The 24,010-nt window shown below is 43.5% G+C and carries 20 protein-coding genes and 1 pseudogene; 17 read left to right on the forward strand and 4 right to left on the reverse strand.

Translation table 11 applies throughout. The features are described 5' to 3' along the window. Window positions 1-483: 483 nt before the first annotated feature. From AB4Y93_RS20265 to AB4Y93_RS20280, 4 genes are all read left to right on the forward strand, one after another. Window positions 484-831 carry a hypothetical protein gene (locus AB4Y93_RS20265; RefSeq protein ID WP_441894667.1) on the forward strand — a complete coding sequence of 116 codons (348 nt, stop codon included), beginning with the start codon at window positions 484-486 and terminating at the stop codon, window positions 829-831. Between the two features lie 85 nt (window positions 832-916). After that, window positions 917-1,591, forward strand: a complete 675-nt coding sequence (locus AB4Y93_RS20270; protein ID WP_132306527.1) for a response regulator transcription factor — start codon at window positions 917-919, stop codon at window positions 1,589-1,591. 4 nt (window positions 1,592-1,595) lie between these two features. Continuing rightward, on the forward strand, window positions 1,596-2,963 hold the full coding sequence (locus tag AB4Y93_RS20275) for a sensor histidine kinase (protein ID WP_441894668.1): 1,368 nt from the start codon (window positions 1,596-1,598) through the stop codon (window positions 2,961-2,963). Window positions 2,964-3,140: 177 nt separating this feature from the next. Continuing rightward, the gene (locus AB4Y93_RS20280) at window positions 3,141-4,742 is read left to right on the forward strand and encodes a COG4705 family protein (protein ID WP_441894669.1); all 1,602 of its coding nucleotides are present in this window, start codon (window positions 3,141-3,143) and stop codon (window positions 4,740-4,742) included. Between the two features lie 47 nt (window positions 4,743-4,789). Here AB4Y93_RS20280 and AB4Y93_RS20285 read toward each other — a convergent pair whose 3' ends face one another. Together AB4Y93_RS20285 and AB4Y93_RS20290 are read right to left on the reverse strand one after the other, a co-directional pair. Then, window positions 4,790-5,506 carry a deacylase gene (locus AB4Y93_RS20285; protein ID WP_441894670.1) on the reverse strand — a complete coding sequence of 239 codons (717 nt, stop codon included), beginning with the start codon at window positions 5,504-5,506 and terminating at the stop codon, window positions 4,790-4,792. 465 nt (window positions 5,507-5,971) lie between these two features. Next, entirely contained in the window at window positions 5,972-6,556 is a 585-nt protein-coding gene (locus tag AB4Y93_RS20290; protein ID WP_441894671.1) for an undecaprenyl-diphosphatase, read from the reverse strand. A 632-nt stretch (window positions 6,557-7,188) separates the two neighbouring features. Here AB4Y93_RS20290 and AB4Y93_RS20295 point away from each other — a divergent pair. After that, complete coding sequence (locus AB4Y93_RS20295) at window positions 7,189-7,500, forward strand: hypothetical protein (protein WP_441894672.1); 312 nt, start codon at window positions 7,189-7,191, stop codon at window positions 7,498-7,500. Between the two features lie 565 nt (window positions 7,501-8,065). Beyond that, complete coding sequence (locus tag AB4Y93_RS20300) at window positions 8,066-8,776, forward strand: GT-D fold domain-containing glycosyltransferase (protein ID WP_441894992.1); 711 nt, start codon at window positions 8,066-8,068, stop codon at window positions 8,774-8,776. 363 nt (window positions 8,777-9,139) lie between these two features. On the opposite strand, the pseudogene AB4Y93_RS20305 reads toward AB4Y93_RS20300, so the two are convergent. Together AB4Y93_RS20305 and AB4Y93_RS20310 are read right to left on the reverse strand one after the other, a co-directional pair. After that, window positions 9,140-9,580 (reverse strand): annotated as a pseudogene (locus tag AB4Y93_RS20305) (transposase); the annotation flags it as partial. A gap of 589 nt (window positions 9,581-10,169) precedes the next feature. Further along, complete coding sequence (locus AB4Y93_RS20310; RefSeq protein WP_441894673.1) at window positions 10,170-10,877, reverse strand: hypothetical protein; 708 nt, start codon at window positions 10,875-10,877, stop codon at window positions 10,170-10,172. A gap of 381 nt (window positions 10,878-11,258) precedes the next feature. On the opposite strand from AB4Y93_RS20310, the gene AB4Y93_RS20315 reads away from it, so the two are divergent. The 11 genes from AB4Y93_RS20315 to AB4Y93_RS20365 all read left to right on the forward strand — a co-directional run bounded on the left by AB4Y93_RS20315 (window position 11,259) and on the right by AB4Y93_RS20365 (window position 24,008). Further along, complete coding sequence (locus AB4Y93_RS20315; protein ID WP_441894674.1) at window positions 11,259-13,100, forward strand: cation:proton antiporter domain-containing protein; 1,842 nt, start codon at window positions 11,259-11,261, stop codon at window positions 13,098-13,100. Window positions 13,101-13,450: 350 nt separating this feature from the next. Then, the gene (locus AB4Y93_RS20320) at window positions 13,451-14,491 is read left to right on the forward strand and encodes a cation:proton antiporter (protein ID WP_441894675.1); all 1,041 of its coding nucleotides are present in this window, start codon (window positions 13,451-13,453) and stop codon (window positions 14,489-14,491) included. After that, window positions 14,448-14,696 (forward strand): cation:proton antiporter domain-containing protein, encoded by a 249-nt coding sequence (locus AB4Y93_RS20325; protein WP_441894994.1) that lies wholly within the window; start codon window positions 14,448-14,450, stop codon window positions 14,694-14,696. The genes AB4Y93_RS20320 and AB4Y93_RS20325 overlap by 44 nt, the downstream gene beginning before the upstream one ends. Before the next feature lie 17 nt (window positions 14,697-14,713). Then, entirely contained in the window at window positions 14,714-15,994 is a 1,281-nt protein-coding gene (locus AB4Y93_RS20330; protein WP_441894676.1) for an ArsB/NhaD family transporter, read from the forward strand. A 25-nt stretch (window positions 15,995-16,019) separates the two neighbouring features. Beyond that, window positions 16,020-16,301 (forward strand): hypothetical protein, encoded by a 282-nt coding sequence (locus tag AB4Y93_RS20335; protein ID WP_441894677.1) that lies wholly within the window; start codon window positions 16,020-16,022, stop codon window positions 16,299-16,301. 430 nt (window positions 16,302-16,731) lie between these two features. Continuing rightward, complete coding sequence (locus tag AB4Y93_RS20340) at window positions 16,732-17,430, forward strand: response regulator transcription factor (protein ID WP_441894678.1); 699 nt, start codon at window positions 16,732-16,734, stop codon at window positions 17,428-17,430. Window positions 17,431-17,434: 4 nt separating this feature from the next. Next, window positions 17,435-18,898, forward strand: a complete 1,464-nt coding sequence (locus AB4Y93_RS20345) for an ATP-binding protein (protein ID WP_441894679.1) — start codon at window positions 17,435-17,437, stop codon at window positions 18,896-18,898. Between the two features lie 2 nt (window positions 18,899-18,900). Continuing rightward, entirely contained in the window at window positions 18,901-20,073 is a 1,173-nt protein-coding gene (locus AB4Y93_RS20350) for a hypothetical protein (RefSeq protein ID WP_441894680.1), read from the forward strand. A gap of 209 nt (window positions 20,074-20,282) precedes the next feature. Next, entirely contained in the window at window positions 20,283-21,704 is a 1,422-nt protein-coding gene (locus AB4Y93_RS20355; protein ID WP_441894681.1) for an ABC transporter substrate-binding protein, read from the forward strand. Between the two features lie 32 nt (window positions 21,705-21,736). Further along, on the forward strand, window positions 21,737-23,137 hold the full coding sequence (locus AB4Y93_RS20360; RefSeq protein ID WP_441894996.1) for an ABC transporter substrate-binding protein: 1,401 nt from the start codon (window positions 21,737-21,739) through the stop codon (window positions 23,135-23,137). Further along, window positions 23,130-24,008, forward strand: coding sequence for a carbohydrate ABC transporter permease (locus AB4Y93_RS20365; RefSeq protein ID WP_441894682.1), 879 nt, complete (start codon window positions 23,130-23,132; stop codon window positions 24,006-24,008). The genes AB4Y93_RS20360 and AB4Y93_RS20365 overlap by 8 nt, the downstream gene beginning before the upstream one ends. Window positions 24,009-24,010: the final 2 nt, after the last annotated feature.

Below are 24,010 nucleotides of genomic sequence, written 5' to 3' on the forward strand. Positions count from 1 at the left end.
TGCGCGTCTTGCTTGCAGAGGACAATGAAACGCTTGGTGAGTTAACCGAGTATCGACTTAAGCGAAGATACCATGTCGGGTAGGGTTATCGGCTGACAGTGGACGGGGGCACGCATGTTTAAATAAACGAGAACACGACTAACGCGTGAATTCTATCAAACCGTAGGTATTATCTTAATGATAACTGCGGTTTTTTCTCTATGGAATGGTACAAAATATGCTGACGACGACAGAGGATAATCAGCTTACGACGTTAAGCGGTCAGTACAAGTCAGAATTGCAAAAGCATAAAATTCCGATATTCCTAAGGCGAGTCGCACCCGTTGCTGCGCCTGAAGATTAAAGGAATATTCCATGAGAAACTGCTCTTGAATTGGTTTCATAAATTCTCATCAAATTCTAATCTTGATCTCAAGGCATTCTCATGTTGACTTGCTATAGTTATAAATGTCATAAGACAAACCCAAAATTGGAGGTAACAAAATGAAGAAGAAGACATGGATTATTGCCGCAGCTCTTTTTGCGGTGGTAGCTACTGGGTCGGGATCTTTGCTGCATTCAACGTATGCGGCTTCGGGTAACAACAAGTCGTCGGTGGAACTAAACCCAATGACAACGAATTCAGACAACACCGGTATCTCGTCTACTCAAGAGAAGTCCGATGGCGATGGCGAGGTTGCCGACGATCAAGTGAAATCCAGCTCTGTTAAAGCGACCAACCAAGAGAAGTCCGACGGGGACGGCGAGGTTGCCGACGATCAAGAGCAATCCGATAAAGACAGCGCGAATGGCGTAGACCATCAAGACGATGGCGAAACGAATGAGGATTAATCCAATTCGGGCATAAAAGATCAACGGGCAGGAATCCTATTACAGGGGTTCTTGCCCTTTTGAATATATTCGGAAAGGAATCCGCATGAGAAAATTGCTCCTTATTGAAGATGAACCGAACTTTGCCCGTTTTGTTGAACTCGAGTTAGAGCATGAGGGCTTCGAAGTCACAGTTGTTCATAACGGGCGGGAGGGATTCTTGTTAGCCAGTGGACAGGAATGGGATCTGATCCTGTTGGATCTTATGCTCCCGGGTCTTAGCGGAATCGAAATTTGCAGACGGCTTCGAAGTCAGAGAAACAAGACCCCGATCATCATGCTCACGGCTCGCAATAGCGTGATGGATCGAGTTTCGGGCCTCGACAGCGGCGCTGACGATTATTTGCCCAAGCCTTTCGAAATCGAAGAATTGCTTGCCCGAATACGGGCGTTGTTTAGAAGAGTGGATCCGTCGGAGGATGAAGAAAACGAAAAGATAGAGTTCCATGACCTTCAAGTATATGTCAGTTCGCGAACGGTCAAGCGCGATGGAGAGGAACTGTCCCTCACCAAACGGGAATTCGATCTATTGGTCGTCCTTCTTCGAAATGCGAACAACGTGCTTAGCAGAGATCAACTGCTCGACCTGGTATGGGGATTTGAGTCCGGAGCGGAGACTAACGTAGTCGATGTTTATGTCCGATATATTCGGCAAAAATTGGGCGGCGGAGATAAATACATTCAGACCGTACGCGGCGTAGGTTACGTGATGAAAGGGTGAGCACATGCCTATCAAGTACAAATTGGCTTTATGGACAACATCGCTGATTCTAATATTGTTTATAGTGTATACCATTGCTCAATACAACGCAGTAACGCAATGGATGATGGATTCCCAGAAAGACTCGATGAGAAGGACGGCTTCCGAAATCATCGGATACTTCTCAGAACAAGAGGAACCACTGGATAAGGAAGGATTGGAAGAGAGTAGAGGGTTTCTGCAACGGTTCGTCCAAAACAATCAGTTGCTCAGGCTGTTGGACCCCGCCGGCCGGCAAGTGATGATTCTCACCCGTGAGCTTCCTTCCGATTGGGTTCCAGTTCAAACGGCGGAAAGCGAATCGATCGTATCCCTGCGCCATGGACAGGACCGATTGATGGTCGTTCGCGCTCCGATCAAAACGAATTCATTCAAAGGCACTTTGGAGTTAGCGGCAAACTTGGAAAATGAAGATGCGATGAAGGATCGATTGAGAAGTCTCATGCTGGAGCTTGGGGCACTTGGGATAATCTTTAGCACGATTGGAGGTTTAGTTGTCGCTTGGCGGTTGCTGAAACCGTTGAACCGCATGGCTTCTGCTATGAATAACATCAAGCGAACAGGGGTGAGCGGACGAGTAAGATATCGAAACAATGGGGATGAAATTTCACGACTTTCTTCTATCTTCAATGAGATGATGGAGGAGTTGGAACGTTCCTTCAATCGACAGCGCCAATTCATTGAAGATGCTTCGCATGAAATCCGAACCCCCATCGCCATTATAGAAGGACATATGAAATTATTAAAGCGATGGGGAAAGAATAATCCGGCGATTCAAGAGGAATCCATAGCCGCAGTAATCGAAGAGATCGTACGTTTACGCCAATTAACTAATCAATTATTAGATTTATCTGGCGACCTGCATCATCCTGCAGAGGAAATTTCCGCTCCAATCGATCCTTTGAGTGTCGTGATGGAATTGATACAAAACTACCGATTGCTTTATCCGCATTTCACGATCGAAAGCGATTTGAAAGAAGGGAAGCGCATTCGAATAGACGAGCATCGGTTACATCAGGTCTTGATCATCCTGTTAGATAACGCCGTTCGGTATTCCAGTCAGAACCCTGTGTTGCGAATGAGCCTTCAAGTTGTTGGAGAGAATATCCATATATCTGTCGAAGATAAAGGAATCGGCGTTCATAAGAAGGACATACCTTACATTTTTGACCGCTTCTTCCGTGTAGATAAGGGAAGGGGACGGAAGGAAGGAGGAAATGGCCTCGGACTGTCGATCGCGAAAAAAATCACGGAGAAATATGGGGGGGAAATCCGGATCATAAGCGAAATGGGTATCGGAACTATGGTGACCTTGATTTTCCCGCATGCATAACTTTTCATGGATTTATCCAGTGACAAGAACATTGGTCATTTGCAGCTGAGATGAATCGTTAATAAGTAAATAATATGAACTTATTAAAATTTTAAGATTTAACGTCTATGATATTGTCGAGCAAAGAGCGAAAGCATTTTCGATATCTTCTTTACTTGTACAAGGAGGTTTGATTTCATGTCGGAACAACCAAACAAACCGAAAATATTGCTTAGCAAGGTACCTGAAGTTACGATTTACTTCTGGATCATCAAAGTTCTATGCACAACGGTCGGGGAAACATTTGCGGATTTTCTCAATTTCAACTTGGGATTCGGTTTAACCAACACAACAATTATTATGGGAGTCGTTTTTTTCATTTTATTGTTTCTTCAATTCAGGACAACGAAATATGTACCCGCTATATATTGGCTGACCGTCGTGTTAATAAGCGTTTTCGGAACGTTGGTTACAGATAATTTGACGGACGGGATCGGAGTTCCGCTGGAGAAAAGCACGACCGTATTCAGCATACTGCTGGGACTGACTTTCCTGGTTTGGTACTTAAGCGAAAAGACGCTTTCTATTCACTCGATCTACACAAGGAAACGCGAAGTTTATTATTGGCTAACCGTTCTATTCACGTTCGCCCTTGGAACAGCTGTCGGCGATCTGTATTCCGAACAACTCGGACTTGGATACTTTAACACAGGTCTCACGGTCGTTATTATCATCGCGATTATGTATTTGGCTTGGAAATGGCTTCGTCTAGATGCGGTATTAGCTTTCTGGGTCGTTTATATTCTGACTCGTCCCCTTGGGGCGTCCTTAGGTGACTACTTGTCCCAAACCAAAGTAAATGGCGGATTAGGCTTAGGCACAACGATAACAAGCGTCATTTTTCTAGCTGCGATTTTGGCTGTCATCATTTTCTTGGCTGTTACCAAAATCGATACAGTTCCGAACAGCCGAACCGCAGAGTCGGAGCATGTAAAAGAAAGAAAAAGAAACGTCCTCATTCAAACCGTATCCGTACTTTGTGTTTTCTTAGCTGTCGGCATCGGCGGATATGTTCAGTTGAGCAATAATATCGCATCGCAAATCGATTCTTCCGGATCGTCTTCAACGTCCAATTTGGCTTCACTAGCCGGACAGTTGACGGATTTCGTGAATATAGAAAATGATATGTCGAAAGCCGTGAACGCAAAAGACTTTGCTGCCGCGAAAAAGGGTGCTGACATTTTGGAACATAAATGGGATACATCGGAGCCAAAGCTTAGAAAAATAGACGGCTCCACATGGACTCAAATCGATGGGACGATCGACGTGGTATTGGCCGCAGTCCGCAATGGAAAACCCGATGCGAATCAATGCAATAACGCCCTTCAAGAGTCGCTGAAGGTATTGAACGAAGCCAACAAAACAGCGGCTTCACAAGCTCCTGCGTCGTCGCAATCTGAGACTTCTCAAGCCCCGGCATCGTCTCCGGAAGCCGGAACAGCTACGCCGCATGCAAAATTGGCCGGACGATTAACGGATTTTGTAAATATTGAAAACGAGATGTTGAATGCAGTAAACACAAAGGATTTTGCTGCCGCCAAAAAAGGCGCTGACAATTTGGAACATCAGTGGGACAATTCCGAACCTAAGCTTAGGAAAATCGACGGTTCCACTTGGACAAAGATCGATGGTACGATTGACGTTGTATTGGCTAACGTTCGTAAAGGCAAACCTATTGCCAGCCAATGCATCACTGCGCTTAATGACTCGCTTAATATCATGAGTGTAGTAAATCAATAAAAAAGAGGATAAGATTTTCTTTCTGACGGGTAGATATGCTTAGAAGCTTATTTTAGTTTGTCACTATTTTGGGATTCGCGTCTTCTTTTCAATAATCCTGCTTCTCTTAAAATGCTTCGTAATATATTCATCTGATAACTTATTCGCAATTTAATTGGTAAACCGATTCCCGTTTCTACTGTTATTGCATTGGAATGCAGCAGATGGTAAGCGGCTGAACGTCCCGATCCAGGTAATTCTCGCTGAAGGAGCGAAAAATGTATCGAAGCCTTCTTGATAGATGTATTCAATCGTCGAATCATCCTTTTTGCTGCAGGGATAGCCTTGCTTCTAGGGTTAACGATCAAGGTTTGTCCCAGTGACCTTGGATGGATACCGGATAATCCATTCGCCTCATGCAGATCCACGTACCATACCGGTTGTTGTTCCCTGGCAAGCTCGAATACTGCTCTTGAAAGGGGGTGACTAGCTGATTTGAAATTGTGTTTTGGGAACGTCCGATTCAGATCGGGAACCCCTCTTATTTTTTTTCTAACCGCAGTCTGATTGACTATAGGAATAATTATTAACCTTCCGCTGTGGACATGAATAATATCCCTTTGAAGCAATTCAACTAGTTTTTTTGCTGAAAGAAACCCTGCCCGTTCTGTCCCATGAATACCCGCCGTTACCATAACTGTACTCCCCTGAGAAACTCCATCGACAATATAATATGGCGTCTCGTGCTCGCTCCTCTTGGCCAGCAGCTGTTTTGTGATTTGCATATTTCTCACCCCCAGATAGTTCTAAAATACGTTGTGATCGAAATCGTTGAAACGGACAAATGAATTAACTTGTAACCACTATTTCAAAAATGTGTATCAAAGGTCACTATGCCTAGTGTAATAATGGCAACAGGCCACTCCGAACCGATCACTGTAAAAAACATCATTATCTTCGTTAAAGGGGCAGATTCTATACTACTGATAAGACTCGTAATCCGAGTATCAAATGAGTCTGACTATATTGTAATCGTTGTGGAACCAGATGATAAAGAATACAACCGTGACACAGCGGACTAATCATTATTCCGTTCTTCGAACGATTGAAGATCTTTATGGGCTTGAATATGCGGGACTGAGCAAGTATTCGAAGAGCTTGCCCGTGTTCAAAGCCTAGATTGAATGAAAACCTGACTGCTATTATACAAAAACTCCGGCTCTAAAAATTGGCCGGAGTTTTTGCTGTGTCTAACTTTTACTAAAGCGGGACAATACGGGAATGACGCGCAGGATTTGATTATAGAGAGAGATAAATAGCCTGGAAATTGGGTCGATCTGCTTTCTCAAGGCAAATACCGTCAAAGCTATTAAGAATGAGAGAACGACAGCTCCTAAAATATCTGCAGGGTAGTGTACGCCCACATAGATACGCGAGATCCCCGTCAAGACGGCAAGAACCAACATGAGTACGCCTGTTTGTCGCTTCATAAGCAGTATTACAAATGCAAACGAAAACGCCACTGTCGCATGATCACTCGGGAACGAGGCATCGGCTGCATGCGAGATTAATTGATGCACGGTATGATCGACGAACGGACGAGGATGATTCACAAGCGGCGATATGACCCAAGCAGCCAGTAAGAGAGAGACTGCTGCGGTTAGGCATGCAAAGAATACAGCCCGTTGATTCTCTTTACTTCCGCTGCACCACAGGAAAACGAGTATGGCTAGCATCAGCCACACGATATCTTTCGCAAATATTTCCATGAGATCATCTATCCAATCAAAACGGCCGGCAAAGTTATTGATGATTTGGAACAGTTGTTCGTTCAATGATGTTTCCTCCCTTCAAATTTCAACTCGATAATGATATCAAAAATAACTTAAAAATCTCTTAATTTTTGTTCCTTAAAAAGATTTATTATTTTTCAAGTTTCTGACTCATATTCTTCTCATTTGAGGACCAAACTGAATTTGGTGTAATGACCGCCACAAGTCAGTAACCGAGAGTGAGGCAGCAACTCTCGTACAACACGGAGGTATTATTCCCATCTATGAGGACAAGGCTCCCGGCTATTGGAGCTTAGGTAACCGATAACTTGACCGACAATTTTTATAGGCTTAACGTTTCTTGCCTGGCACTAGAGTGAAAAAAACTCTCGATTCATTCGATTTATACACGAAAAGAGAGGCTTTCTATTGGGTAACTCCTATGATGAACGGGATCAACTATCTAAAGAAACACTTTATGACGGAACTGAAATCTCCTATGAATATGATATCGCTGGAAATCGTACGAAGAAATCAATCAAAACGGGAACTCTGACTAATACAACAAGTTACAATTATAATTCAGAGAATCAACTGATTACTGTTGAATCAATCATACAATTATGATGATAATGGGAATCTTATTAATGGGCCGTCTCCTGACTTTGGGGTCTCCTCTAAACAAGGAGCAAGAAGTGAAGCAGCAGGGAATTGGTGAATATAATATGCAAGCGGCTCTCGAGCTGTTAAGCATTGAAAAAGCAACCTTCGCGGAACAAGTTCAAGCAGGTAAATCATTTGTGGACATTGCTAAGGACCGTGGCATATCCCGTCAGAAGCTCATAAGATACATTAATGTCCGACTTTACTGCCAAAATCGCTGCTGTACAAGTAAAGGCTATATTACACAAGATGAAGCAAATCAGAAAAAGCAAGCTGTGCTGAAAGAGGTTGAGGACTTTGTTGATCATACACAGACAAAGTTTGAATTAGATGAGAAGAAATAAAAAAGGAATGAGGTTGCCGACGATGGCGGCCTTTTAAATTAGACATATGAAATTGTTAAAAAAGGTGTTCCTTATATCGAATTATGATTATAGACAATCCACTGGTATTTCAGACGTTGGAGCAAGCCTTGCATGCAGCTCCAAGAAGCAAACCTATAGTTCACAGTGATCGCATGTTTACTTTTTCGGGAGCGTTTGTGAAAGGGTTATGTTTACGAGCATACAAAGCTTTTAGGTCATAGGGCCTAGTAAATACACTTGGTAATCCTTCAGAATAACCTCCAAATGAGTGCCGTGTTTTACAATTAGTTGGTCACAAACATCGGCGAAATTAATTCTGATCTACAGAAGTAAACTTAAGAATTAATTGAACTGACGGAGGTGTTGAATTGATATGCATATGCATATTAATGAAAAACGTTGAGCTAAGGTACAACGTATTCAACAAGATTAACAGGAACATACTCGTCAGTCTAAAATGTGCTTTGGTTTATCTCATTTCACTTAATTAAACATACATTAGTTATGTCAGAGTAGTATAACTTTAAATTTTATAGAGTGAGGGATAGATACGAAAAAACATCTAACATGGCAACAAGTGTTGAAAAAGGTGAAATATGCTTTGGACCATAGAAAACCTTTTTCATTAGTTAGAATCGGCGATGGGGAGAATATTTGCTTGGCGCAAAATTCAGTATGGCCTATACGTGATGTTCTAAAAGAGCCTTGGACAATAAAAGCCAATCATGGAAAGAAAAGTGTGCATTTGCCTAATATCCGTCTAAGAAATGAGCTTGTTCAAGGGATTAGGAATGCAAATGTTGTAGGCATTCTACTTCTTAACGATAACCGAATTCAAGCGCCGAAGAGACTTAAAAGAATATTAACAAACAAAATTTTTGCTCATTTTAATCTCTCACCACGTTTTACATGTGATGCCTGTATTAATCGCTATATTCCTAAATACAAAGCTTTTTGGGACGTTCTGAAAAACAGGAGAGTTCTTCTCATTTCACAACACGCTAATGAAATGAAACAAGTACTCGTTAATAAATATAGTTTAAATGTAACAGGAACCATATTAATTTCGGATTATAAACAGACTAGTCGGATATTAAAGAAAGTTGAGATGCTGAAGAACAAATTTGATTTAGTACTCATTTCTGCAGGCGTAAATGCTGTTATTCTAGCTCCAGAGATAGCTCGAAGGACTGGGAAAGTTGCAATAGATTTTGGTCAAGGACATAAGAACTTTATGAAATCCCGGACAGTTTGAATAATTGCGTATCATTTGAGAAGTCTGAGTAAGGGAAATGTCTCAGCTCTGCAGTAAAAAAGGAACTAATATACAGATGGCCACCTCCGGGAACGAAAAATTCAGTGCACGAAATCGTTCATTCGCTGTGGTTTAGGGAAGCGGTTAACCTAAACTCCATCGAAAATGTTATTCAAATAATCCGCGGACCGGAAACTCTCTGATGGAAAACAGAATTCATCAATATTTGGTTAAACGTTAATGACAACTGCCCTACTTTCTAGAGTCCACTGGAGAACCTAGGTTTTTTCAAACTCATAGGCTGTAGCATAAAAAAATGGGTCAGTCACTCTTGAGAGATTGAGAGTAACTGGCCCATTTATTCTATGCTATTTCATTTTTTAGTCTGTTTATTTTATTTAGATTAACAGCAAATATCGCCATTGCGCCATGCAGCTCCATGCCTTATAGACCCGGGGCTGTGGCTACATCATACCCATGTCTGTGTTTTAAGTTCGCTATTCTTGACTTCAATTTTGTACCGTTCTTTGGATTTTTCTTTAAAGTACTCCGCTTTCTAGAAAAGCCATTGTTCGGTGTGTTCATTGAAGTTTATTGTTACGGAATAGGTTTTGGTTTTCGCTCTGTCGTGAAGCAGCCTTCTTTAAACGGGGCAACGCTTGCACTTTTCTACATATCGTAATAATACGCGTTTTACTGGTTTTTTCCTACTCCTTTCTTCCCTTGCCGGGCTTTTCGAATGGCCATATGACCAGCCTTGCATACATACATTCCTGCATCTTTGTTAAACTCGAATTCATCTTGAAAGACATATCCACAATATCCATTTTTGACATTTGAATATACATAAACTGTATAAATTGACATTGGATGAGGCAGTAGATGACATTTTAAACATACAAAAAGCCCTTCTACAGGGCTGTTTTGTAGACATTTCATGTTACAGCGGACAAAAAGAGGTGTCCCATAAGTCATTTAAATGACTAAGTGACACCTCTTTTTGTAAACAATGAGCCTCTTCTTAATTGCACTCTCGATCTACAAAAGCTACCATAAGCGCGGCACTAGCCCTAATAAGGGCAACACGCCAATCGTGCACCGAACGCTATAAAAGTGGCAAATACAACAATAGGGTTTATTATTATTGGGCCTGTTAGCATGAAAGCTATTACTTGATATTTCATACAAGGCGATAGGAAAAGAGGAGGGCTTTCTCTACTTACATACCAATCAGGGAGTCTTTTCTTATATGTTATCTATAGATCCTAAATCATTTATTGAGGCTTATAAGAAACTAATTGATCGTTCATGATGTTATCGGAGGAGCCTGTCACCAAGGGAGAAATGTGTATAAACATAACGCTCCTAGGCAGCAGGCTAATTTATTTGTCATTTAACTGACGCTTTGTTGGCTTTTTTCAATAGGGACAATATGTCCAAGTACGGCATGAACCCAAACTCGTCCAGATTCACCCAATGAAACTTCGTAAATGCGTTGGGTATTTCCCTGAGTAAACAAATAATATGGCTTCACAACCGGGCCGGTTAAGGTGCTTGGATGAGCTAGCGCACGAGTCGCGATTTGAGCAGCTTGATTTGGAGATACAACAGGATAAATCGGCAGATTATAAAGTGTACGCTCTAGCTGCGGATAGATAGTGCCGTGAACAGTATGTATAACTCCCTCCTTATCCAATTCGAATGTTAGTGAAGCGTTATATACAGGAACATTGAACAGCAACTGTGTAAAACGGATTGTGACACCTCCATCGAAGTTATGCATCATATCTTCAAGAACAAGATTACTCTTTGGATCTCTTAGACCGTAATATGTTCGCATTTTCTGCATAAAACCATAAACGATCCATAAGCTGGAGTGTCTGGATGGGGAGGTTAAATTTCCTTCTATTAAAGAAGGAGTCCCTAGCGTGGAATTCCATTTAATTGTAATATCTTTATTCTGGAGTTTAAGCTTCCCAAATAGAGACTTTGACTTTAATTCGCTGGCATTTGGCTCTGCGTTACCGAGTGAAGGAGAATATGCAGTTGTTAACAAAGCAAATATTAGAATGATTTTTGCCAACATAGTTTTTATAATCATCACACCTCCTGAAAATGACAAAAGGAGCCTGCTGGTGACAGGCTCCTCCGAAAAACTGATTTTATATTTACAACTCATTATTCCACAGATCGAGTAGTTTAATACGCTAGAGGAGCATTTTGTGAAGATTCGTTTTAAGCCATATGTCTTCCATAGAATATAGTTAGCCATTTGTGTTGCTTTACATGCCAAACTTGATAAATTATAATTAATAAAGCTGAACATCATAGTATGAAATTCGGAGGAGCCTGTCACAGCAGGCTCCTTTTGCATTTCAATACATACAATTTTATCCACCAAATAACACAAATCAAATAACCTAAACCATGCACTAAAGGGACAGGCTATTGATCTAGATTCATTTGGAAAAGGGGAGTTGTATTGGAAGCAAGCGGATCGTATGGCGGTTTAATGTTGGTTGTAGCGGTATCATTCATAATTCCAATTGTCTTATTGAAACTCCGATTGCGGGTTGTGCCGGTTGTTGTAGCAGAAATTATTGCTGGACTGATATTGGGTAACAGTGGTTTTCAAGTGGTTGGGAAAAGTAATTGGCTTGATTTACTGTCCTTACTTGGCTTTATTTACTTAATGTTTCTAAGCGGACTCGAAATTGATTTCTCTTCTTTACGCGGAAGAAATCAACCATCTAGAAAAGCTTATAATCCACTAGTTGTGGCTATTACTATTTTCACTGGAATATTTCTCGTTTCAAGCGTTATATCTATTGTCTTAGCTTCACTTGGTTATGTAAATCAGCTCTTTTTAACAACTCTTATCATTAGCACAGTATCTCTGGGTGTTGTTGTTCCAGTATTAAAAGAAAGACAGCTGTTGTCCTCACCGCTAGGTCAAACCCTCTTATTTGTAACCGTGTTGGCAGATTTCTTTACCATGATTTTGCTAGCGGTATATGTTAGCTCACTCAGCAATAATAAGATGGACATGCTTTTACTCGTTTCATTCTTTATTGTTCTTGCTGTCGTCTATTACGTTATTCGTTATCTTGCATCTAACAAAATATTTAAAATATTACGAGAGAGCTCTGTTCAGTTCGGGACACGTGCAATTTTTACTCTACTGTTAAGTGTGGTTTTCTTATCTGAAAAACTAGGTGTAGAAAATATACTCGGTGCTTTCTTAGCCGGTGTCATCGTGTCAATGCTCAAGCCGCAAAAAGCTTTTGTCCATCAACTTGAATCCTTCGGATATGGATTCTTAATTCCGGTTTTTTTCGTCATGGTAGGCGTGAGGCTTGATCTGAGACCATTACTTGAAGACCCGAAAATGTTAACGTTAATACCATTGTTGCTATTACTTATGTTCCTTGCGAAATTCATACCGATGCTGTTACTCAAGCGCTGGTATTCATTCAGGGACGTAGTAAGTTCAGCGTTACTGCTATCCTCAAAACTAAGTCTTGTCATAGCAGCAGCTACATTAGCTTTGGAATTACACATTATAGACAGCCAGCTTCATGGTGCTTTTATTCTTGTAGCTATCGTCAGTTGTTTGCTGTTTCCAGTGCTTTTTAATAAATTGGCAAGCCCACCAGTAATAGCCAGGAGAAGCATCGCATTTATTGGGTTAAATCATATCTCCATTCCAGTAATCAGCGAATTATTGAAAGATAGTACATATCTGATTAAGATCTATACGTCTAATAAGGATTTGTATTTGAATGTCGTCAGTGGGAAAGAACAGCGTTTCAAGGATCAGCTAGTACATGTTAATCAATTAACGATAGAAGAACTTGAAGGACATCATGCCTTTGAAGCGGATTCAATCATAGTGGTAACAAACAAAGATAATATTAACAATTTGATTGGTACATATGTAAGAGCAATGGCTGGAAAGCATTTAATTCTTAGAATTGAAGATCCAGATCTGTATAAGCAGCTGCGAGATCAGGGCGTAGAAGTCTTCTCAACTTTATATGCAGCACAGCGTGTACTAAAGGCGCTCATTGAGAGCCCAGGTGCTTTACGGCTTCTAGAAGAAGATGATAATCAGTTAGCGGAAATTGAAATCCGCCAATTTAGATGGACAGGAAAGAAACTTAAAGATATTCCATGGCCTCCAAATTTATTAGTGATGCGCATCTATCGAAACCACTCTGCCATTATTCCAAACGGAGGAACTGTCATCCAGTTTGCTGACAGATTGCTGTTATGTGGAGAAGCATCAGCAATTGAAGAATTCCGTCAAATATTCATTTCATAAGCTCCTTTTACTTAGGGGAATAAGCCATTAATTGTTGTAAAACGAGATTCAAACTGTGAATTATTACCTATCGTTAAGCAGTATGCCGATCAAATTGTAGAATGGGATGCTGATCAAATCATTAATGCTATATCCATTTATGGACGTTGAACTAATTACTTAATTGGAGAGATATGATTTACAAAGCAAAAATTCTCGTGTAAAATCATGGGTAAATTGCATACATGTACGATCGGAGGAGCCTGCCAACAGCGGGCTCTTTTTGTCTTTTTTTGGATGAGGTGATAGCAAAACGAGGAGTTTGGGAAGTATAAGTAAGCAACATTTTATAGAAACGGAGGTCTATTGCAATGGAATTATTTAATGAAACCTTTATTCAATTGCTTATTCTTCTGGCGATATCTATGTTCGTTATTGCGATTGCAAAGAAGTTAAATCAACCGTATTCGATTGCCCTTGTAATTGTTGGTCTTCTGCTTGGGATCACACATATTCCTATTTTAGATGAGGCCGAAACTTTCATTACACAATCGCATGTCTTTCAAGCGATTATTATCTCGCTGTTTTTGCCTATACTGCTTGGGGACGCAACGTTGAAATTACCATTCTCACATCTGCGTAAGCAAAGTAAACCCGTACTAGCATTGGCTTTTGGAGGAACGCTGCTTTCGTTTTTCCTCATTGCAGCAGGGTCTTATTACATAATGGGTTTACCTTTAGTTGTCGCCTTTACTTTTGCATCTCTCATGAGTGCAACAGATCCGATTAGCGTCATCTCCATTTTCAAATCATTAGGTGTGCCTAAACCCTTAGTCACCATAATCGAAGGAGAATCCTTGTTTAATGATGGCATTGCCGTTGTACTGTTTCAGATTTCTTCCATCTATTTACTCACGTATATGGACATGGGGTGGGGTGGAGCTGGAGAGGGAATACTTTTATTCCTAAAGTTTGCTCTGGGCGGTATCGCGATAGGGTCAATTCTTGGATGGATCTTCTCTCAACTTATTCGTTTTTATGATGATTATCCACTGGAAATTGGATTTTCTATGCTTCTATTCTTCGGTAGTTTCTTTGTAGCCGAGCATTTTCATGTGTCTGGAGTTATTGCCGTTGTGGTTAGTGGCTTAATCTTCGGCAGCTATGGAGCTCGAGTCGGAATGTCCGAAACAACACGGATGAATATCGATTCCTTCTGGGATGTAATTACCTTAGTAGCCAATTCCTTGATCTTCCTGATGATTGGATTAGAGATCAAGAATATAGACTTCACAAATAAATGGCTCATCATTGGTGCTGCTATTCTCATTGTTCTAGCTGGAAGGACAATTGCGTTATATAGCAGTATTGCCATGCTGCGGGATTTCCCTAAAGCATGGAAGCATACTTAACTGGGGAGGTTTGAAGGGCAGCCTGTCGATTGCGCTTGCTTTGAGCTTACCAACTTCTTTCGAAGGGAAAGACGATGTTCTTGTTCTGACATTCAGTGTAGTCTTATTCTCATTGCTTGTTCAGGGACTTACCATTAAACCACTTGTATTAAGACTTGGAGTAGGCAGCACGAACGAAAGTTCGGCATTAAAAAAAGCAGAATAACATATTAGGAGGACACAATGGAACATCAGGCTATATGGGCAATTATTATTTTTCTGATTGCATACGCTCTTATTATTTCTGAAAAAATTCATCGTACCATTATTGCCATGATCGGAGGGCTTCTTCTAATAGGGTTCGGTATTGTGGATCAAGAAACAGCACTTCATCATGTTGACTTCAATACATTAGGTCTCTTAATAGGCATGATGATTATCGTATCTATTACATCTGATACCGGTCTATTTAGATACATTGCGATTTTGGCAGCAAAGAAGGCGAAAGGACGACCTGTTCATATTTTGATCGTGTTGGCGCTGATCACAGCTATTGGCTCCGCATTCTTGGATAACGTGACAACCATTCTTCTAATGGTTCCCGTTACATTCAGTATTACTAGACAATTAAGGGTTACACCTATTCCGTTTCTCATTGCACAGATTATGGCGTCTAATATCGGGGGGACGGCTACTTTAATTGGTGATCCTCCAAATATTATGATTGGGAGCGCCGTGAAGGAACTTACATTTGCTGCATTTATCAGTAACTTGGCTCCTATCGTAGTCATCATTATGGCTGCCTATATACCTTTGTTTATCTTGCTGTTTAGAAAACAAATCCAAACCACACCAGATCGCATAAAAAACATTATGGAGCTTGAGTTAACCGGTGTTATTAGTGATTCTAAGCTGCTAATCAAATGCTTAACCCTACTCGGCTTAACCATTGCAGCCTTCTTCCTTCACCAAGTTCTTCATGTGGAATCCGCTGCTGTTGCACTTGCAGGTGCGTTCGTCCTTTTATTAATAACAGGAGAGCATCGTATGGAAGAGGCATTCAGCAAAGTGGAATGGACGACTATTTTCTTTTTTATCGGGCTATTTGTACTTGTGTCTGGACTGGTTGAGACAGGTGTCATAGCTAATCTGGCAGAGCAAGCCATTGAGCTTACCGATGGAGATCCTGTCGCTACCTCTATGTTAATCCTTTGGTTAAGCGCGATTGCATCCGCATTTCTTGATAATATTCCTTTCGTTGCAACAATGATTCCAATGATTCAAGAAATGGGGAACATGGGGGTTCAAAATTTAGAGCCGCTGTGGTGGAGTCTTGCGCTTGGTGCTTGTCTAGGAGGAAACGGAACGTTAATTGGGGCGAGCGCTAATCTTATAGCGGCTGGATTGTCAGCCAAAGAAGGATATCCAATTCGATTTATGTCTTATCTAAAAATAGCTTTTCCATTAATGTTATTATCCATTGTTTTATCTAGTGTATATATTTATTTACGATATCTCATTTAACAACAAATAAAGGTGGTAAGGAATAATGCTTAAGTATGAGTACGATAGCAATGATCTGCAAATTCAGGAAACGCAAAATGGTGCTGACATTGAATTTACTATTCAAGTATTTAATGAAGAAGAGGTTACATCGAAACTTAAAGCGGTAAGAGATCATTTTGAAGACAATAATATTTATACAGATGTTTTGTTTTATTCGTATGCGAATCATCGTTACAGCGCGATCGTTCGTCCGGAATTTTATACAGATTTCGTGCTTCAGCTTATGAAATTTCGTATTCTCAAACGGGTAGAATGGGCAGACTAGAATATTGGAAAATAAGCAAGACCAGGTAAGGAGAACTTTTCAGGGCTGAATTGATGACATTTCATGTTACAGCGGACATTGTCGTCACACGTATAAGATGAAATGTCACTCAAATTGATTGTGATGTAAAAGCCTGAATCCCTTGTGGATTCGGGCTTTTTTTGTAGAATAATACCTGCAACCTGTAGAGATACCTGCAACCTGTAGAGGTCCCACATCCATTAAGACTGGCTTTTTCAATTCTATTAAGGTCTGGACACATTTTGTTGACAACTTCAAGACAAATTGTTCGCAACTTCTAGATATTCTCGTTACAATTGGACGTTACACTTTGGGTTAGTAGAGATGTTTTATTTCAATAGACGAGTTATGTTATTATCGACTCATTCACGCAAGCGCGAATTGGACGTGTACAGATTGGAGCCTCATAATGAATAGAACGAAAATACTGATCATCGAGGACGAAGAGGCAATCGCTGATCTGCTGGCCTACGGCCTCGGACGCGAAGGCTTCGAGACCCGTATAGCAGGCAGCGGCACAGACGGGCTTCGAGAACTGCAGCAATTCGAGCCTAATCTGCTCGTACTGGATTGGATGCTGCCGGACCAAAGCGGCCTCGATATCTGCAGGCAGGTAACTGCCCAATATAATATTCCTATACTCATGCTTACGGCGAGATCGGATATTACGGACAAAATCCTGGGCCTTGAAGTAGGAGCAGATGATTATATTACGAAGCCATTTGATCTGCGGGAGGTCGTGGCTCGTATCCGTACGATACTCCGCCGGCTGGCACAAGCCCAACAACAGGCTGTGGAGGAGTCTGCGCCCTCGGTAATCGGCTTCAGGGACATCATCATATCACCAGCCGAGCGGCTTGTAACCAAGTATGGCGAGACGGTTGACCTCACGCCGAAAGAGTTCGATCTGCTTATGGCGCTGCTTGGTGCCCGAGGGAAAATTTTCACGCGGGCGGAACTGCTTCAATTCGTCTGGGGCTATGATTTCCCGGGTGACATGCGGACGGTTGACACCCACATTCAGCGGCTGCGCAAAAAGCTGGACGCAGCGGATCTGATTACAACCGTGTTTGGCATCGGCTATAAGTTCGAGAAAAGGACGGACTGACAGTATGCTGCGCACACTACGGGCAAAATTCGTCATCGGCTTTTTCCTAATCTTTTGCCTGTCGTTCCTTGTTCTGAACGTCACGCTGAAAGAATATATACGATCCAGCAACCGGGACATGATTACCTCAGACCTTATCGAGCTAAAAAATAACAGCAACGTTTATGTCCTGCAAGCTTTTCTCATTAATCACTTCACGAACAACGACCTCTATTTCGGTCAAATGGCCGAGGAGATGGTTGGCGACCTTCACCGCGCCACTTCAAGTGACGTCAGCGCCTACACGGTCGATGGCATTTTACTGTATTCGACTGACGAGACAATGTTTGCCGGCCGTTCGAACGAAGACCTCAAGCTGGCATTGGGCGGAAAGACCGCTTATACGATTACGTATGAAGGCAGCACCGGCTCCGTGCTCTATTCTTATCCTGTCGTCATCGACGGGGTAAAGGTAGGTATTCTGAGATTTGCTAAAGACTTCTCATCTCTCTATGAGCAGACGGAACGAATTCTCAACATCCTCTTTTATCTCGCGCTAGCGATTTTCCTAACAGCATTCCTGTTCTCGTACATGCTGTCCAGGCATATTACGATTCCGCTCGTCAAGATGACTGACGCTTCCACGGAGGTTATAAGGGGCAATCTGAACATCCGCTTGAAGTTTAGGCGTAAGGACGAAATTGGGCGGTTGGCGGAAAACTTCAATGACATGATTGGGCAGATCGACAGCCAGATTGCAATGATTGCTCGTGACCGCGACAGGTTGAAGGCACATAACGAGCAGGAAAAACGATTTTTCGATAACGTCACGCACGAGCTGAAGACGCCGCTCACGTCCATTCTTGGGTACGCTGAGATTATCCGGGAGAACGGAGAATCGGATCGCGGTTTCTTCGACAAAGGGATGACACATATCGTGGATGAAAGCCGGCGGTTGCATGGCATGGTACTGAACTTGCTTGAAGTGTCGCACCACAACGCCGTTATGGATGAAGCCACGCTTGTCGACACAGGGACGCTCCTTCGCGACGTATGTGATTCGATGGAAATTCGCGCCAAGCGCTACAAGAAGCGTATCATGCTGGACGTGGAGAACGGACTTGTCGTACTCGGGCAAGCGGACAGGCTGCGTCAATTGTTCATCAATCTGCTCGACAACGCAATCAAGTACAGCGCACCAATGGCGGATATCTCGCTTGTTGGGGAGCGAAGTATGAAAGCGGAAACTATCCGGTTCATATTCCATAATCCGGGAGAAACATTGTCGCCTGAACAGATCGCAAGTGTATTCGAGCCCTTCTATTCCGGCGACAGAATGTATAAGGAAGAAGGGAGCGTTGGCCTTGGTCTCAGTATTGTAAAATCTATTGTTGACTACCACGGCGGAACGATCCATATGGAAAGTATCGAAGGGAGTACGACCGTTTATGTTGAGCTTCCCGCTGCCGGAAAGAAGGGGGGAGAATAACGATGCGTAATATGATTAAGAAGTGGAAGCGGCTCCGGGCTATTGCTGTTTCGCTCATGGCTGTCCTGCTTCTTCTAATGACAACCGGCTGCATGGGTAATCCCCGTTCCGAGACGATCGTTATTCCGGAGACAGAAAGTGAGAAGCCGGCAAATGAAGCAAGCCTCGGAAAAGAGTTTCAGGTAAAGACGATTTATCCGCTGCCTGTATCATCTTCATCCGAGTTTCTCGGCTGGACTAACGGGGAAGCCGTCATCGGCTACTTTGAAGATAACGTTCCTCAAATAGCCCCCTCTAACCGCATGCAGCTGTTCGTTCCTCCTTATGAACAGTCCAAGCAGCTTGCTGGTACTACGAACATCGATTTGAAGATACTCAGCCTGTCACCAGACGGGAGGATGATTGCAGGGCTATCGGAATCCGGGGAAGGTGCTTCTTTGACCCTCGTGAACTTGGAGGGAGGTCAGGTTAAGCCGATCGCTGATTCATCTAATGATATACAGAGGACGCTGCTTTCGAGTATCCTGCACTGGTCGAACAACAGCCGGTTCATCTCTTACCTTGTGACAGGAAATAGCCAGGGACAAATGAACGCTGTCGTTTACGACGTAGTGGAGGGAACGACAAAACAATTCCCTCTGCCGGGCTTTTCCCTTGCGGATCGCAGCGCCTCTGTCATGCTGTCTAACGATGGAAGCAGCGTTCTCATAGAAGACGGGAACCTGGTTACAATGGCAAAGCGGAACGGAGACGGGAGCTTTGTCGTCCAATATGACCATCCGTCGGGTAATGGCGGAAGTACATGGATAGACGATGACCGCTTCATGTTTCTTGGCGTGGACGGTACGTTGTTCCAGTACGATCACCGTAACGGCGAGCTGTCTGTTCTGCTGGAGAAGATTGGCAGCTTCAGCGTGTCACCAGACCGGAAGCTGATCGCATATACACGAAATAATGAAGAGGCGGTCTATGCCGGCAAGCTGCAGGGCAACAACGTGCTGTACCAAACGGCTGTTTACCAGGGCATTGTCCCGTATCAAATGATGTGGAGTCTTAGTGATGGGGCTCTTCTGGTCGACGGGAGCAAATCACACGCCGCTACGGCACAGGAGATTGCTCCGGCACCAGCGGCGGACCAGGAACGATTGCGGACATTTGTCATCCAGTTTCAATAATAGATGTGTGATGGCACTAAGAAATAGCAAGATCCCTCTCATAACAGCAGGTTGGACGAATTATCGTCTATCCTGCTGTTTTTTATTTGAATTTTGGAGACATTTTGTTCACATGACGATGAAGGTTTGGAGATATCTCTTTTTTATAATGTGACAAGAGCCCGGTGAGGCGAGCAGTAAGAATGCGAGAACAAAAGGAGAATCAAGCTATGAAAAAAAACGGAGCCTGTATCGCAGCGAGTTGCCTGCTCGCCTTAACATTGACTGCTTGTAATGGAGGCGGAGGAACCAATGGGGTTGAAAAGACAGCGAATGATGCTGCAGCGTCAGGATCATCTACCACCGCTGTAGATGATGAAGGGGCATCGCATGGCAGTGGCAAGAAGACGATCATTTTCTCAAGCTTCTGGCATGATTCCAAATACGAGGCAGCAATTAAGGAGTACGAGTCGCTCCATCCAGATGTCGAGATTAAGCTGGAAAATGTAGATTACACTGACGCAACTTTGGAATCGGACATGGAAAAGTACGTATCGAGCATGAACGCGGCGCTGCTGGCTGGTAAAGGACCTGATTTGCTCGCAATGGATATTTTACCATCAGATAGCTACGTCAAGCACGGTCTATTGGCTGATCTGAGTCCAATGATGGAGCAAGATCATCAATTCAAGAAGGGCGATTATTTCGCAAACGTTCTTGACAATGTCCGAATGGGCAATTCGTTGTACTCCATGCCGCTCTCCTTCTTCCTCATGGGCTTTGCCGGGGACGAAGGTGCCATTGCCAAGACAGGTGTCAAATTTGATGACCATTCTTGGTCGTGGAGTGAGTTCACGAAAACGGCAAAGGAGATGACAGCAAGCGGTGGACTTCCATCCGCGTTGTCCTACGAAGGACCTGAGTATTTACTTGGTGAGATGGTCAGCGACAATTACTCCCTGTTCATTAATCCAGGCGAACGCAAAGCGCATTTTGATTCGGCATCCTTTACAGGCCTTATGAAGCAGGTAAAGGCGATGTTTGACGAAGGTCTCATCTCCAAGATTGGCCGCGGGGCGAACGCTTATTTCCGAAGTGTTCAGATCAATTCGCCGAAGGATTATTTGGAAACGATGAAGGTCTCCGGTCTGGAGATGAAGATGTTCGATAAGGAAGAAGGTGATCACATGAAGTTGTATGCGAAGCCGCACGCGCAGGACACGTCAGCAGGAGGTTACTTCAAGACCTATCGGAGTGTCGCAATCAATGCTCAATCAAAAGTAAAGCCGGAAGCGTGGGAATTCGTGAAATTTATGATGTCTGAAGACATACAGTCGCTGTCAACGACAACGGGCTTTCCAATTAATAAGGCAGCGTATGCCAAGCAGATCGATGAGCTGAAGAAGCAAGGGTCATTTAAGTCGGCCCAAGAAGGGCCTCTTCATGGCGAGATGATTGAAGCGGACGGCACGATGCTGAGCGGACTCGAAGCCTATGTCAACGGTGCCGTACACCCTTCACAGGATGATGATTCCGATAAGATGCGAGAGTTGATTGTCACAGAATCTAAAGCCTACTTCGCCGGGCAGAAGTCAGCTGAAGCCGTTGCTAGCCTGGTTCAGAATAAAGCGATGACTTACCTTAACGAATAATTAAAAGTAAAGGAATGATAGAGTTGAAGAAAATGGGACTTATTCTACTTTCCGCTGCACTTATCGTGCTGACCTTGGCAGCTTGCAGCAGTAATAGAAGCACCATCGGGAACAGTGACACAGCTGAGGAAACAGGGAAGATGAATGGTCAATCCGGAATTACAACAGGCACGAATTCCGGTGGAGAAGCTACGACTTCCAACGGAAAGAAGACAATTGTCTTCTCTTCTTTCTGGCCGAACGAGCAATACGAGCAGGCGGCTAAAGCGTACGAGGCGGCTCATCCGGACATCACGATCAAGCTTCAATACGGGCTGAGCGAAGAGTATAGCGATGATGGGGGAGGAGAGCAGACGGATGCGGACATTGAGAAGTTTACTACATCCACGAACGCAGCCATGCTGGCGGGCAAAGGGCCTGACCTGCTAGACCTTCGATATTTGGCCGCTGACGATTATGAAAGACATCATTTGCTGGAGGATCTGCAATCAAGAATGGACGGAGACAAAACGTTTAATAAGACGAACTACTTCGCAAACGTGCTGGACGGAGGACGGTCTGAAACAGGCCAATTCAGCCTTCCATTGTCGTTTAGCCTAGGTGGTATGGTTGGCGACAAAGCTGCTATCGCTGCGACCGGCGTGAAGTTTGATGACCGGGCATGGACGTGGGATGATTTCATGACGACAGGTAGGGAACTTGTCGCGGCAAAGGGTAAATACGACGCGGCTATCGTTAGTGGTGAAGGATATCAAGTAGGCGGTAAGGATTATTTTGTGCGCAGCATTGTCGCGGACAATTATGGCAGATTTGTGGATGAAACAAGCCGAAAGGCGAGCTTCGATTCACCTGCCTTCGCCAGCTTGCTGAAGCAAATCAAGAGTATGTACGACGATGGCGTCGCTGGTTCTAACGGCCGTGGTTATTTTATCAATGTTTCGATCTTATCTCCGGAAGACTATTTGACCAGCTTGCACGCTTTTGGCGATGAAACTGCCTTTTACGTGAAGCCGCATGCGGACGAAGAGGCTGCGGGCACTTCCTTCGAAACGCGAGCAGACATCGGGATAAATGCCAATTCCAAAGTGAAGGACGCAGCTTGGGATTTCTTGAAATACTTGATGGATCACACGTCAATAGGTCTTCCAATCAACAAGGAACGCTTCCAAGATGCTATTCAAGTGTTGAAGGAGCAGGGTACAATCACACCTCCATCCATTGATTCGCAGCATAGCAAGCCATTCAAAGTGGACGGTGCTCAGCTTGACCAGCTCGAAGGCTTTGCGGGCGCCGCCGCCCGCAAGAGGAACGAATCCGGGAAGGTGCTTGACATTGTAGCCGCCAATACGGATGCCTTCTTCACCGGTCAGAAATCTGCGGAGGACGCTGCGAGGTTGATTCAGAACAAAGCAATGACTGTCCTGAATGAGTAGCAGGTGGTTACGGCGGCTGCGGGGTGACGGTGTGGCGGCCTGGCTGTTCCTTGGGCCAAGCCTGATCGGATTTTCCTTGTTTTATCTCATTCCATTTGTACTTGGCTTCTACGAGTCGTTCACTGACGGCGCGCTCGGGGGACGGTTTGTAGGTTTGAATAATTATACGGATCTACTTCACAGCGCCTCGTTCCGTAAGGCTGCGGGCAATACCATGCTGTTTACGGCAATCGCTGTACCCCTGCTCATCGTGCTGTCGCTGACGCTTGCCGTCATGCTGAATCGGCCGCTCTTTTTGCGCAGCTGGCTGCGGACGTCGTTTATGCTGCCACTTGTCGTACCTGTCGCTTCCGTAGTAACCGTATGGCAAATTTTCTTCGACTGGAACGGGACTTTGAACGCATGGCTGCACGAGCTGGGTTTTGCCCGCATTGATTGGATGCAGTCGAATTGGTCAATGAGTATCGTCGTTGTGATGTACATTTGGAAGAATATTGGATATGACATGATTCTGTTATTGGCTGGCCTTCAGTCGATTCCGAAGGATTATTACGAGACGGCTTCACTTGAAGGAGCTGGTCGCTTTCATCAATTCTGGCATATTACGCTCGTCTATTTGACGCCAACCATGTTCTTCGTATTGCTCATCTCCATTATTAACTCGTTCAAGGTGTTTAGGGAAACGTACTTGCTGGCCGGAGATTATCCGTATGATCGGCTGTACATGCTTCAGCATTACATGAACAATATGTTCTTCGAGCTGGATGTTCAGAAGTTGACGGCCGCTGCGACACTAATGGTCGGCTTCATCGTGGTAATGACCTCCGGATTGCTCCGCGCTGAACGTAATTTCAGGGAATATACGGAGTAAAG

Source organism: Paenibacillus sp. YAF4_2, assembly GCF_052113225.1.
Lineage (GTDB): Bacteria > Bacillota > Bacilli > Paenibacillales > Paenibacillaceae > Pristimantibacillus.

Excerpts from the sequence above, each read along its gene's own strand:
- AB4Y93_RS20355 (WP_441894681.1), top strand. The coding sequence starts at position 20,283 with ATGAAAAAAAACGGAGCCTGTATCGCAGCGAGTTGCCTGCTCGCCTTA.
- AB4Y93_RS20330 (WP_441894676.1), top strand. The coding sequence starts at position 14,714 with ATGGAACATCAGGCTATATGGGCAATTATTATTTTTCTGATTGCATAC.
- AB4Y93_RS20340 (WP_441894678.1), top strand. The coding sequence starts at position 16,732 with ATGAATAGAACGAAAATACTGATCATCGAGGACGAAGAGGCAATCGCT.
- AB4Y93_RS20365 (WP_441894682.1), top strand. The coding sequence starts at position 23,130 with ATGAGTAGCAGGTGGTTACGGCGGCTGCGGGGTGACGGTGTGGCGGCC.
- AB4Y93_RS20280 (WP_441894669.1), top strand. The coding sequence starts at position 3,141 with ATGTCGGAACAACCAAACAAACCGAAAATATTGCTTAGCAAGGTACCT.
- AB4Y93_RS20275 (WP_441894668.1), top strand. The coding sequence starts at position 1,596 with ATGCCTATCAAGTACAAATTGGCTTTATGGACAACATCGCTGATTCTA.
- AB4Y93_RS20350 (WP_441894680.1), top strand. The coding sequence starts at position 18,901 with ATGCGTAATATGATTAAGAAGTGGAAGCGGCTCCGGGCTATTGCTGTT.
- AB4Y93_RS20345 (WP_441894679.1), top strand. The coding sequence starts at position 17,435 with ATGCTGCGCACACTACGGGCAAAATTCGTCATCGGCTTTTTCCTAATC.
- AB4Y93_RS20310 (WP_441894673.1), bottom strand. The coding sequence starts at position 10,877 with ATGATTATAAAAACTATGTTGGCAAAAATCATTCTAATATTTGCTTTG.
- AB4Y93_RS20335 (WP_441894677.1), top strand. The coding sequence starts at position 16,020 with ATGCTTAAGTATGAGTACGATAGCAATGATCTGCAAATTCAGGAAACG.
- AB4Y93_RS20320 (WP_441894675.1), top strand. The coding sequence starts at position 13,451 with ATGGAATTATTTAATGAAACCTTTATTCAATTGCTTATTCTTCTGGCG.
- AB4Y93_RS20285 (WP_441894670.1), bottom strand. The coding sequence starts at position 5,506 with ATGCAAATCACAAAACAGCTGCTGGCCAAGAGGAGCGAGCACGAGACG.
- AB4Y93_RS20360 (WP_441894996.1), top strand. The coding sequence starts at position 21,737 with ATGGGACTTATTCTACTTTCCGCTGCACTTATCGTGCTGACCTTGGCA.
- AB4Y93_RS20265 (WP_441894667.1), top strand. The coding sequence starts at position 484 with ATGAAGAAGAAGACATGGATTATTGCCGCAGCTCTTTTTGCGGTGGTA.
- AB4Y93_RS20270 (WP_132306527.1), top strand. The coding sequence starts at position 917 with ATGAGAAAATTGCTCCTTATTGAAGATGAACCGAACTTTGCCCGTTTT.